This window comes from Planktosalinus lacus (assembly GCF_014640155.1).
Taxonomy (GTDB): domain Bacteria; phylum Bacteroidota; class Bacteroidia; order Flavobacteriales; family Flavobacteriaceae; genus Planktosalinus; species Planktosalinus lacus.
The window spans coordinates 40,098-52,551 of the sequence record NZ_BMGK01000012.1; the positions used below are offsets into that span (position 1 = coordinate 40,098).

Below are 12,454 nucleotides of genomic sequence, written 5' to 3' on the forward strand. Positions count from 1 at the left end.
GAAAGCATTATGACACTTACTGAATGGTTTATATTTTTCCTGATAGTGCAGCTCATTCACTTTGCAGGAACCTGGAAACTTTATCGCAAAGCCGGCAGAAAACCCTGGGAGGCCGCCATCCCTGTTTACAATGCGGTTGTATTAATGAAAATCATTAACCGCCCCTGGTGGTACACCCTCCTCTTATTTATCCCAATCATCAATTTGATTATGTTTCCGGTGGTATGGGTAGAAACCCTGCGCAGTTTTGGAAAAAACAGCACTACCGATACTGTTTTAGGTGTGGTGACACTAGGTTTATACATAGCCTATGTGAATTATACCCAGGATGTAACTTACATTCAAGACAGAGAACTTAAGCCTAAAAGCGGCTCAGGAGAATGGGTGAGTTCCATACTGTTTGCTGTGGTGGTGGCTACCATAGTGCATACTTATTTCATTCAACCTTTTACAATCCCTACCTCCTCTTTGGAGAAAACCCTGTTGGTAGGTGACTTTTTATTTGTCAGCAAAATGCATTATGGTGCCCGTACACCTATGACCGCTGTTTCATTCCCTATGGTACACGATACCATTCCTGTTGCTAAAGTAAAATCCTATACCAAGAAACCACAAATTCCTTATTTCAGGTTTCCTGCATTTCAGGACATTCAACGCAATGATATCGTGGTGTTTAACTGGCCAACAGATACCGTGCCCTACTTCTTTTACCAGGGCCCCGAAACATTTGACAAACCCATTGATAAAAAATCAAACTACGTAAAACGAGCAGTAGGGATTCCCGGTGACTCTCTTGAACTAAGAGATGGCTATGTGTATATCAACGGAAAACAAAATGAGCTGCCAGACCGTGCGCGTCTACAGTTTGCTTATGGTTTTACAACCAAAGAACCTCTTAGAAACATACAGTTCTTAAAAGACCGTTATGACATTACCGAGATTTACCCAATGAGTAATGATTACAAAACCTTCAGGGCCAATGTCACTGAGGAAGGTATTGAAATGTTAAAAAACAACCCCAACATTGATCAGGTCATTCCACTTAGAGCAAAACCGGGAGAAGCCAATCCATCGATCTTTCCCCACCATCCATCCTACAAATGGAATACGTCTCATTTTGGTCCTATTTATATTCCTAAAGCAGGAGTTACCGTAGCAATTACACCGGAAAGCATTCCTTTTTACAAGCGAATCATAGAAGTGTATGAAGGAGAGGAAATGGGCGTTGAACAAAAAGTAAGCGTTCAGGGCAATCAGGTTTTAATGAACGGCACACCTTTCTCTGATTATACCTTTAAACAAGATTATTACTGGATGATGGGTGACAACCGAAACAACTCAGAAGATGCCCGTATGTGGGGCTATGTCCCCCATAACCACGTGGTGGGAAAACCTGTCTTTATCTGGATGAGCTGGGATTCCAACGAAAAAGGATTTAATAAAATTCGCTGGGATCGCATGTTTACCACAGTGGGGGGTGACGGTGAACCTGTTTCTTACTTTAAATACTTCCTGATTGTATTGGCAGGTTGGTTTATATTTGATTTTATAAGAAAACGTAAGAAAAAAAATGACACCGGATTGTAGTGGACGGGTCACGTTTACAAGCGGTATATAAGCATCACACCGCCACGGTAGGGTAACCATTCTCCACTTTTATTAAAACCGCTAGTGGTTATTACAGGGTTTTCAGGATCAGAGTTGTCGATGTTATCAATGCGATCACCCTCTGCATTATAGCCTTTGTAGTTACTTTGTGAACTTCCTCCTCCCAGAAAAAGCTCCATTCCCCAATGCCGGTTAAAGAAGTAATTGTAGCCTAATGTTATGCCGTAATAGTTATTGCGCCCTGTTTGATAAGTGCCTTTTGGATATTTTTGACCGGAAACACTAAAGGGAAATCGATTTTTGGTTAAGTGGAACATTCCAAAGCCAATATGAGCGCCTGCAAAAAACCCTGTATTGTCTTGGTTTGTGTAATATCGCAATTCAGGAAAAACCTGAACAAACTGAAGAGGTGTGCCGTTAAAAGAATTCCAAAAAGAAGCACTTACATCCAGTTGAACACTTAACTTATCTGAAATTCTAAATTCAGAACCAACATTGGGAATCAATATAAGCGCACTGAAAGCATTGGCTTTTATTCTGATATGATTTTGAGCATCTGACTGAAAACTGCAAAAACACCACAGGCAAACAGATAGCAGGCAGTATCTCATCAATCTTTGAATCACCCCCTAAACACTTCCAGCATGCGCTTCCAAAAGCCTTGTTTTTCAGCCCCATAGGTGTAGCCGTATTTGTTACCATACCCAAAGTTGGCCATTTTTACATTGTTTAAAACAAAAGCAACATTCTTCAGCTTTCCGTTTTCCAGGTTTTCTTTTGGGAAGTCCAGTAGTTTGCGCTCGGTATAATCTGCTCTTACGACATATAATGTGGTATCAGCATATTTACTGATCAACAGGGTATCTGTCACCAGTAAACAGGGTGCTGTATCAACAATAACGTAGTCATATTCGTGTTTTAAACTATCAAAAAACTCATCGGTATGTTGACTCATCCACAACTCAGCCGGATTGGGAGGAATGGGTCCTGATGAAATAACCTCCAGCATGGATGAAAGGGGTGTGTTACGGGCATAATGTTCAAGGTTGGGTGATTCACCTATCAAATAATTAGTCACGCCCTTTGCTCCATCATCACTTGGAAAGTATCTGTGTATTTGGGGGTTCCTGATATCAGCTCCCACCAGCACAACTTTTTTACCTGTATAGGAAAGTGTGAGTGCCAGATTCACTGCTGTAAATGTTTTACCCTCACCTTTGACCGTAGAAGTCACAAAAATGGTTTTTCCGGATTCAGAGTGGTGTTTATTGACCAATAAATACTGCAGGTTGGTTCTTAATATTCGAAAGGATTCTGCCAATACATTGGTATCGTTTCGTTTTATAAAATCGACTTCCTTTGCTACAATTTTTGGAATTTCACCCACAAAAGGGATGGAACCAATAGAGCGTTCAATGTCTTTTCGGGTGCTCACCTTGTCATACAACAATTGGTGTAAGTAAAAAATCAAAAAAGGAATCAACAATCCCAATAAAAGGGCTGCCAAATAGATAATATTGCGCTTGGGTGAAACCGGGTTAGAAGAACTATAGGCCGCATCCACAACTTTTGCTTTGGGTGCCGTGACTGCAAGTGATATTGAGGTTTCCTCCCGTTTTTGCAATAAAAATAAATAGAGGGCCTCTTTAATGGTTTGTTGACGTTCAATGCCTCTAAATTGTTTTTCCTTACCGGGTACTTCTGCTATTTTTGAACCAAAAATAGACTCCTGACGACGCAAGTCACGCAAATTGGTTTCAATAGCATTTTTTACATTATCGAGTCCGCTCATAATACTGCCACGCAACTCATTGATTTGATTGGTCAGGTTGATAACCACCGGATTTTGCTCTGTAGAACTTCGTAACATCCTGGTGCGTTCCAGTACAAGTTGGTTGTAGTTACTAATAAGTTCTTCCATACCTCCTTCAGCTATTCCCAGATTGGCAGGCAGCAATCCAATTTCTGAACGGTTGTCCAGATAGCGCATCAGGTCGTTGATGAGTTCCAGCTGGGTTTCAAATGTAATTTGCTGTTTGTTGAATTCGCTGGCGCTTGAAAGAAACAGTTCTGCTTCAGCTTCCAGGCTTGTAATGCGATTGTCTTGTTTAAACGTAACCTTATCGGTCTCTACAGAATCGAGTTCAGCAGTGATGATTTGTAATCGCTCATCAATGAAATTAGCCGTGTTATTGGCCACCAGATTGCGATCATTGATGGCGTCCTCGTTGTATTGAATGACCAATTCGTTGAGTATATCCTGTGCCTTTTCCCGCACCGGGTCGTTCAGGCTCAATTCAATCACACTGGCATTTTTAGCAATGGGATTCACCTGAACCCTGGACTGATAAAGTCCCACTATTTGCTCAACGCTTGAAAACTGAACCAATAAAGAGCGATTATTCTCTAATGCTTCCAGTCGTTCCATTTCGGGAACGAGTGTGATGGACGCAAAGTCAAGGTCAATGCGGTCGCCAAAATTAGCGTCAAGGCTTTGATCGGTTTCCGGATTTGTAATGCTGACAGTTGTTGGGGAAAGAATCGTAAATTGTAAGGGTGTTTCGGGTAAAGGAACCTCCTCATTGTAGTTCAGTACTTTTACAGTAAAGGGGGTGTTTTTATAAACCTCGGTAATCTTTATATTTCCCTCAGTATAATATCTTATATTCAAATTCAGCTTCTCCACCACCCTTCTAAACAGACGCTTGGAACGCAGGATTTCAATTTCATTTTCAATACTGTTGGTATTCATCCCACTGATAAGGCCAATGTCTTCAAAAGCCGCCAACTCTGATGCTGCTCCCCGGCCTTTACTGTCTTTAATAATAATGGATGTAGTGGTTTTATACTGCGCGGTGCTGTAGCGTAAATACAAAAAGGCAACCGTCATACAAATCAATACACCCATAATAAACCAGGGCCATTTGCGCATGTAAAATTCCAGTTGCTCCCTTAAATCGGGCTCAGCGTGTTCGTTCACAGGTGTATTTGGGGTCGTTTCCATAAAATTAACGTGTAATTAATACCGCAATTGAAATAAGTACCGAGGCTATAGAAATATAGACCGTGGCGTTACGGTTATAGGCAGCAGCACCCACCTGGGCACTGTTGGGCTGTACATAAATAACATCATTCTGCTTCAAATAGTAAAAAGGTGACTGGATAAAATCACTTTGAGTGATGTCAATTTTGTGATAAATCCGTTGCCCGTTGTCTTCCCTGAGTAAGAGGATATTGTTGCGCTTTCCATAGATATTCAGGTCGCCGGCCATGCCCAGTGCTTCCAGTAAGGTAATGCGCTCATTTGAAATTGTAAAAGTTCCCGGGCGGTTTACCTCTCCTAAAACAGTAATTTTATAATTGATGATTTCTATATTGATAATGGGATCTTTGAGGTAAGCTCCTATTTCCTTTTTTAAGAAAGTAACCAATTCCTGACGGGTTTTTCCGGCAACTTCCAGCGTTCCCAACACAGGAAACTCGATGGTACCGTCATTGTTGACTATATACCCCTGTATTTCACGATTGTTGGTTCTGCCAAGTTCTGAAATATTTCGCGCAGGCTGCATCAAATTAAAAGGCATTGCTGCTTCCATATCAAAAGAAGCAACATTGATTTTTAAAATATCGTTGGCACGTATGGTAGGCGGATTGTAATTGTCAGTTGTCATTGCTTCCATCGATTCGATGTCTTGCATGTACAAAATGTCCTTTTTGGAGGAACATGCACCCAAGAAAAGTATCACCAAACCGCTAATCCCTACTCTGGTAAGTATCAAACGTAATCTTTTAGTCATCCCTGATGTTTTGGCAAAAATAGCGGTTAATCTTTAAAATAACTATTTTTTTCGTTGTAATGAGTTGTATGGTTTTAGGAGAATCTATTATCCTTTAAGTACTTCAACGACCTTTTGAAAGTAAATATTGTAAAAACACAGAAGCACTTTTCCATGATTTATTAAAAAAAGTTTAATTTCATGAGTCACTTATACAAAGTATCTTCACATTTAGTACCTTGGTGCTCTTAAATCATTTTTATGAAACCAACTGAAAAACCCGGCATCAATACCTTGTGTACGCACGCGGGCGAATTAAAAGACACCCGCTTTCACGGGGCTGTTTCTCCTCTATATATGTCCACTTCCTATGCGTTTGACAATGTAGAAGAGAAGCGCTATCCCCGTTATTTCAATACGCCCAATCAGCAGGCGCTGTCACAAAAAATTGCCGCACTCGAACATACCGAAGCCGGTTTGCTTTTTGGAAGCGGAATGGCCGCAGTAAGTACCGCCTTGTTAGCCTTTTTACAAAAAGGAGACCATGTGTTGTTGCAAAAAACACTTTATGGAGGTACCTTCAATCTGGTGACTGAAGAGTTTGAAAAATTTGGAATTGACTACTCATTTACTGACGACCTCTCTGAAAAAGGCTTCGCCGAAAAAATACAAGCCAACACCAAAGTGGTTTACATTGAAACGCCTTCCAATCCTTTATTGACAATTACTGACATCGCGATGGTAGCGTCCGTATGCAAAAAACACCGGCTCATTTCGATGATCGACAATACCTTTGCTTCTCCGGTCAATCAAAATCCCATCGACTTTGGAATTGACATCGTGATCCACAGTGCGACGAAATATATGGGAGGACACAGTGATATACTGGCAGGTGCAATCGCCGCCTCTGAAGCACACATCGAGCAGATTTTCCAGAAAGGGAAAAACCTGGGAGGTAATTTAAGTGAGTATACCGTGTGGCTGTTAGAACGGAGTATCAAAACAATGGGAATTCGGGTAAAAGCCCAGAATCGAACAGCCAAAAAACTGGCAAAATACCTCAGTAAGCACACACACATTGAAAAAGTGTATTATCCCGGTTTAAAGTCACATCCCGATTATGACATTGCCAAAAGTCAAATGAAAGGGTTTGGCGGAATGCTTTCCTTCGAACTCTCCAAAAACATGGACGCCCGTCAATTCCTGAACAACCTGAAACTCATTAAACCTTCCATGAGCCTTGCCGGTGTGGAATCAACCATCCTGCTCCCTGCTGAAACCTCTCACGCTCTTTTGAGTCAAGAGGAACGATCAGCTCAGGGAATCTCAGAGAATTTATTGCGTTTTTCTGTTGGAATTGAAGAGAAAAAAGATTTAATTGCAGATATAGAGCAGGCTTTGGAGGCTTGTAAATAAAATTAAAATTCAAAAACGTGAAATTAGATATACTCGCCATAGGTGCCCATCCCGATGATGTGGAATTGGGTTGTGGTGCTACACTGGCTAAAGAAATTGCAAACGGAAAAAAAGTGGGCATTTTAGACCTCACCCGGGGCGAACTCGGTACACGCGGAACCGCTGAAATCAGAGACCTTGAAGCTGCCAATGCTGCTCAAATTCTGGGAGTGACCTTCCGGAAAAACCTCGAATTTGCCGATGGTTTTTTTATTAACAATACCGCATCACAACTGGAAGTCATTAAAATCATCCGCAAATACAAACCCGAAACGGTGCTTTGCAATGCGGTCGATGACCGGCATATAGACCACGCCAAAGGCAGTAAACTGGTGAGTGATGCCTGTTTTTTAAGCGGCTTAAAAAAAATAGAAACGATTTTTGAAGGCAACAAACAGGAAGCCTGGAGGCCTCAAAGCGTATACCACTATATTCAATGGAAAAACCTCACACCCGATTTTGTAGTGGATGTATCAGGATTTATCGATAAAAAAATGGAAGCCGTAATGGCCTATGAAAGTCAGTTTTACAATCCCGATAAAAACGAACCTGATACCCCCATCAGCAGTCCCAATTTTAAAGACAGTATAGTTTACAGAGCCCGTGATTTAGGACGTCTAATCGGGGTTGAACACGCAGAGGGCTTCAATGCTGACAGGCTGTTGGGCGTCAATTCCATTTTTGATTTAAAATAATCGCATATTTGTTTTGAAATTGATAGCTTTTTCAATTAAATTTGCACTCGCTTTTGAGCAAACTAAGGTTTGTTGAAGCAGCAATAACAAATGGTGGTTGTAGCTCAGTTGGTTAGAGCGCTAGATTGTGGTTCTAGAGGTCGCCGGTTCGAGACCGGTCTTCCACCCAAAATATAAGTCTCTGTGAAAGCAGGGACTTTTTTTGTGGCATCCATAGTAACTAAGTGAAAGAGGTCGAGTAGTTTATGCTGAATAAGCTTAAACATCAGGTAAACAACCTCTCAATAAATCACTGTTAACTGCAGGGGAATTTTGTATATTTAAACTTTCAATCCCCACCGCATGAAAAAATCAATTCAGATAATGGTATGCTTGATGGCATTACAGGGTTCCTATTCCCTTGTAATTGCTCAGGAAGTTAGTCTGTATGAACAGTTTAACGGTCGGTATGATTTTACAGCATTAGGGAACACCCTGAATGTGGAAGAAAACGGAGCTGATGCTCCCTGTACTATATTGACTTCTTCCAGTGCAACACTCAATTTAGAACCGGAACAAAACATCGTTGCAGCTTATTTGTACTGGGCAGGTTCCGGTGAGGGTGATTTTGAAGTCAGTCTCAATGGCGAACCCATTATTGCAGAACGCACGTTCAGTAATGAACTGGATCCACAACGCCAGTTTTTTGCCGCTTTTGCCAATGTCACCCAACAACTTCAAAACTCCGGAAACGGGATGTATACACTCTCTGAACTCGATCTAACCAATGTCATAGAACCCTACTGCCCTTCCGGCACCAACTTTGGAGGCTGGTCTGTAATCATTGTGTATGAAGATCCCGGTCTGAACCTCAATCAACTCAATGTATATGACGGACTGGAAAGTGTGTCCGCCAATAACACTCAAATCAACATTATTCTGGAAAACCTCAATGTGATTGATAACGAAGGTGCTAAAATTGGCTTTTTGGCCTGGGAAGGCGATGAAAGCATTGCTGTCAACGAAACCCTGCAAATCAATGGCAATACCATTAGTAATCCGCCATTGAACCCGGGTAATAATGCGTTTAACGGAACCAACAGTTATACAAACAGCAATCAATTGTGGAACATGGATATGGATGTGTATGATATTCAAAACAACATTCAGGTGGGTGATACACAGGCAACCATTTCATTGAGCTCAGGCCAGGATTTTGTGATGATCAACAACATAGTAACCTTGTTAAACAGTCAGCTGCCCGATGCGACCATCCACTTGGACGCCCTGACTGCCGGAGAAGAATGCGGCAACCGAGACGTTGAACTGGACTACACGGTCAAAAATATAAACAGCACTGATGTGTTACCCGCCAACACGCCCATCGCCTTTTATGCAAATACAACATTGGTGGGCACCTCAGCAACTCAGTCAGAGATTCCCATTGAAGGGGCTGAAAGTGGTGAAATCACACTGAGCATCCCTCCGGCAATTCCGCAGGAATTTACCCTAAGCCTTGCGGTAGATGATACCGGAAACGGAAACGGGATTGTAAATGAAATCGATGAAACCAACAATACTGACAGCACCCAGGTAGTGTTATTGGTATATCCGGAAATTTCAGGTCTGACCAATCAGGAAAAATGTGATGCGGTGGGTCCTGAAGTCTTTGATCTCACGCTTTCCACACAGCAAATCAACCCAGACTACCTGCTCACATTTCACCAAAGTGAAGCAGATGCTGAAAACAATGTAAATGCGATTGCAAATCCTGAAACCTATGAAATTTCAGGAACTGAAGAAACAGTTTATATCCGGGTAGACAACGGAGCTTGTTTTGTGATCGGTTCGTTCATCATTGAGGTCATCTCCTGCCCATTACCTGACGCAACCATTACAATTACCAATGATGTAAATGCTTGCCGCCAGCGATTGCTTCAAATTGAATACATCGTGGCCAATACACAGGGCACAGCCCCTTTACCGGCAGAGACACCCATCGCATTGTATCTTGACAATCAGTTGTACCATACCACAGCAACCCCCATCAGCATTCCCATTGGTGGACAAATTCATATGACCACAGAAATTGAACTGACGGCTACCCTGCCTGACAGTTTTACGCTACTCCTGGTCGTCGATGATACCGGAAACGGCACCGGGGTCGTTGAGGAACTGGATGAAACCAACAATACGTTTACGACTATTGTTCAATTTCAAAGTATTGAAGACCTTCCTGTTTTGCCTGATCTGGAAATCTGTAATGAAGGTTTTGGATTTGCAGTATTTGACCTCACTGAAATTATTGAGTCTATCGCCCCGTCCAATGAGGATGAACTAAGTTTTTACACCACTTATGAAGAGGCCCTCAACCAACAAAACGCACTGCTGTTTCCAGACCGGTATCAAAGTACTTCCAATCCGCAAACACTTTATGTGAGACTGGACAACGCCACCTGTTTTACCATTGGTGAGTTTCAAATTTCAACTACTGATTGTCCTCCCTTCATTCCCGAAGGATTTTCACCCAACAACGATGGGATCAATGATGTCTTTGAAATTTCAGGCTTGTTGGATATTTATCCCTTGCACGAGCTGTTAATATACACCCGAAAAGGCAACTTGATTTTTAAAGGAACTAACCAAACCGGGTTTTGGAATGGCAATGCCAACCACGGTTTATTGTATGAAGGGCCTGTTCCTTCAGGGGTGTATTATTATGTTTTAAACCTAAATCATCCTGACTATAAAGTCTTTACAGGATGGGTGTATCTTAACAAGTAATTTCGTTTCAAATGGATTCGTTTTCCTGAATATTATTACTTAAATTTCAGTCTTTAACCCAAGCTGAATACAAAACAATTTAAAAGTTGAAAATGAATCCTTTAATTATTTACTCCCCTAAAAAAATTCAAAAGTTTATTAATAAAAGACCCGGTGAAACAAAATTTGGTGAATCCATTCAAACAATACATGAACTCAATGACCTGAAAACCACTCCGGCCAAGTATGTCCTGCTCGGTATACCCGAAGATATTGGCATCCTGGCAAACCACGGTGTCAAGGGAGCCAAAAATGCATGGCAGGCTTGCTTAAAAGCATTGCTTAATTTACAAGCCAATGAATTTACAACACCTGAAAACCTGGTGCTTTTAGGTGAAATTGATTGTGACATTGAACTCAAAGCAGCCGCTACCCTTGACAAAGAAGACGAACATTATTTTGAAGAACTCGGTCATATCGTTTCGCAAATTGACACCAAAGTCACCACTGTAGTTGAACATATTGTCAATGCCGGAAAGATTCCGGTAATCATAGGTGGAGGGCATAACAACAGTTATGGTGCTATTAAAGGAACTTCGTTTGCGCTAAAAAAACCTATAAGTGTCATTAACTTTGATGCCCATGCCGATTTCAGACCCATGGAACACAGACACAGTGGCAACGGCTTTTCCTTTGCGTATGAAGAAGGCTACCTGCATCATTATTTTGTATTCGGATTGCATACAAGCTATAACAGTCAGGCTATTTTTGACAGACTGCACTCCAGTAAAGTGAATGTTTCATACAACTTATTTGAAAGCATCGCCATTCAACGCACCAAATCATTCGGACAAGCCCTGAAAGAAGCTGAATCTTTTACGGTAGCCGCAGAGAAGTTCGGACTGGAAATCGATTTAGACAGCATACAGGACATCCCAAGCAGTGCCAAAACGCCCAGTGGATTTTCTGTGAATGACACGCGCCGGTTTCTCAGTTATTTTGCAAAAAACAACAATGTGGCCTATCTCCACCTCTGTGAAGCAGCCCCAAAACCCGGAACCGATGAAGAAAAACAAGTGGGTAAACTACTGGCCTACCTCATCATGGATTTTATAAGTTAGTTAACAGTCCTTCTTTTTAAGTTGTTGTACTTTAACACGTCAATCCAAAACACTTAAAAAAATGAAATCTAACACCTTATTCGTCCTGCTTTTTATTGCACTCTTTTGGTCTTGTAAAAACTCCGCTGAGAAATCGCCTGAGGAAACGGCCGATACCGATCAGGAAATGGCCATCGAAAAATCAGCACCCCAGATTGATATCCACCCCATCAGCCATGCAACGATGGTTCTTGTATGGGATGAAACGGTTATGTATGTTGACCCGGTGGGAGGAGCCGAAGCATTCACTGACATGAAAGATGCTGACATCATTTTGATTACTGACATTCACGGCGACCACCTGAATATAGAAACCTTACAAGCCGTCAAAAAAGACAAAAGCCGCATCATTGCACCCCAGGCAGTTATTGATCAACTTCCGGAGGAGCTAAAAACCGATGCCATAGTACTGGCCAACGGTGCCTCTGTAGAACAACAGGCTTTTACCATCACCGGAATTCCGATGTATAACCTGAGAGAAGAAGCGCTTCAGTATCACGAAAAAGGAAGGGGCAACGGTTACCTGATTCAACGCGATGATTACCGGGTGTATATTTCAGGAGATACTGAAGACATCCCGGAAATGCGCAATCTTAAAAATATTGACCTGGCCTTTGTATGTATGAATTTACCCTACACAATGACCGTTGAAAGTGCTGCTTCAGCAGTAGCAGAATTCAAACCAAAAACGGTGATTCCTTACCACTTTAGAGGTGGAGACGGGTTTGCAGATGTAGATGCTTTTGAGAAGCTGGTCAATAAAAACGCCCCCGAAGTCGAAGTCAATCGTCTTGACTTTTATCCGAATGAATAAGTCTCCTTTTTAGTAAAATGATTTGTAGCTTACATTCGCAATCAATGAGCTACATCCCTACAAAGTATTTATGAAAAACCCCTGAACAGTTCACTGCTTAGGGGTTTTTACTTTTTAAACTCCGGTCTGATGGTTTGTCTAAGTTAAATCACGCCGCAGCTTACAATTGCGGACGCTCTCACAGAAATAATTTCATTATGGTTT

The 12,454-nt window shown here is 41.7% G+C and carries 9 protein-coding genes and 1 tRNA gene; 7 read left to right on the top strand and 3 right to left on the bottom strand.

Annotation, left to right across the window (positions count from 1 at the left end):
- The first annotated feature begins 9 nt into the window (after window positions 1–9).
- Window positions 10–1,587 (top strand): signal peptidase I, encoded by a 1,578-nt coding sequence (gene lepB / locus IEV69_RS12640; protein WP_188443018.1) that lies wholly within the window; start codon window positions 10–12, stop codon window positions 1,585–1,587.
- A 14-nt stretch (window positions 1,588–1,601) separates the two neighbouring features.
- Here the strand turns inward: lepB and IEV69_RS12645 are convergent, their stop codons facing one another.
- From IEV69_RS12645 to IEV69_RS12655, 3 genes are read right to left on the bottom strand one after another with little or no spacing between them, the layout of a single operon-like run.
- Window positions 1,602–2,219, bottom strand: coding sequence for a DUF3575 domain-containing protein (locus tag IEV69_RS12645; protein ID WP_188443020.1), 618 nt, complete (start codon window positions 2,217–2,219; stop codon window positions 1,602–1,604).
- Between the two features lie 11 nt (window positions 2,220–2,230).
- The gene (locus tag IEV69_RS12650) at window positions 2,231–4,612 is read right to left on the bottom strand and encodes a GumC family protein (protein ID WP_188443022.1); all 2,382 of its coding nucleotides are present in this window, start codon (window positions 4,610–4,612) and stop codon (window positions 2,231–2,233) included.
- Between the two features lie 4 nt (window positions 4,613–4,616).
- Entirely contained in the window at window positions 4,617–5,405 is a 789-nt protein-coding gene (locus IEV69_RS12655; protein WP_229741444.1) for a polysaccharide biosynthesis/export family protein, read from the bottom strand.
- Window positions 5,406–5,645: 240 nt separating this feature from the next.
- On the opposite strand from IEV69_RS12655, the gene IEV69_RS12660 reads away from it, so the two are divergent.
- From IEV69_RS12660 to IEV69_RS12685, 6 genes are all read left to right on the top strand, one after another.
- On the top strand, window positions 5,646–6,800 hold the full coding sequence (locus IEV69_RS12660; protein ID WP_188443024.1) for a trans-sulfuration enzyme family protein: 1,155 nt from the start codon (window positions 5,646–5,648) through the stop codon (window positions 6,798–6,800).
- A gap of 17 nt (window positions 6,801–6,817) precedes the next feature.
- Window positions 6,818–7,534, top strand: a complete 717-nt coding sequence (gene bshB1 / locus IEV69_RS12665; RefSeq protein ID WP_188443026.1) for a bacillithiol biosynthesis deacetylase BshB1 — start codon at window positions 6,818–6,820, stop codon at window positions 7,532–7,534.
- A gap of 92 nt (window positions 7,535–7,626) precedes the next feature.
- A tRNA-His gene (locus tag IEV69_RS12670) sits at window positions 7,627–7,702 on the top strand.
- A 174-nt stretch (window positions 7,703–7,876) separates the two neighbouring features.
- The gene (locus IEV69_RS12675; RefSeq protein ID WP_188443029.1) at window positions 7,877–10,297 is read left to right on the top strand and encodes an FIDD domain-containing protein; all 2,421 of its coding nucleotides are present in this window, start codon (window positions 7,877–7,879) and stop codon (window positions 10,295–10,297) included.
- Between the two features lie 92 nt (window positions 10,298–10,389).
- Window positions 10,390–11,397, top strand: a complete 1,008-nt coding sequence (locus tag IEV69_RS12680; RefSeq protein ID WP_188443031.1) for a formimidoylglutamase — start codon at window positions 10,390–10,392, stop codon at window positions 11,395–11,397.
- A 61-nt stretch (window positions 11,398–11,458) separates the two neighbouring features.
- Window positions 11,459–12,250, top strand: coding sequence for an MBL fold metallo-hydrolase (locus IEV69_RS12685; RefSeq protein WP_188443033.1), 792 nt, complete (start codon window positions 11,459–11,461; stop codon window positions 12,248–12,250).
- Window positions 12,251–12,454: the final 204 nt, after the last annotated feature.

Bases quoted from the DNA above. Each gene is read 5' to 3' on its own strand.
- lepB (WP_188443018.1), top strand. From the start codon at position 10: ATGACACTTACTGAATGGTTTATATTTTTCCTGATAGTGCAGCTCATT.
- IEV69_RS12645 (WP_188443020.1), bottom strand. From the start codon at position 2,219: ATGAGATACTGCCTGCTATCTGTTTGCCTGTGGTGTTTTTGCAGTTTT.
- IEV69_RS12650 (WP_188443022.1), bottom strand. From the start codon at position 4,612: ATGGAAACGACCCCAAATACACCTGTGAACGAACACGCTGAGCCCGAT.
- IEV69_RS12655 (WP_229741444.1), bottom strand. From the start codon at position 5,405: ATGACTAAAAGATTACGTTTGATACTTACCAGAGTAGGGATTAGCGGT.
- IEV69_RS12660 (WP_188443024.1), top strand. From the start codon at position 5,646: ATGAAACCAACTGAAAAACCCGGCATCAATACCTTGTGTACGCACGCG.
- IEV69_RS12675 (WP_188443029.1), top strand. From the start codon at position 7,877: ATGAAAAAATCAATTCAGATAATGGTATGCTTGATGGCATTACAGGGT.
- IEV69_RS12680 (WP_188443031.1), top strand. From the start codon at position 10,390: ATGAATCCTTTAATTATTTACTCCCCTAAAAAAATTCAAAAGTTTATT.
- IEV69_RS12685 (WP_188443033.1), top strand. From the start codon at position 11,459: ATGAAATCTAACACCTTATTCGTCCTGCTTTTTATTGCACTCTTTTGG.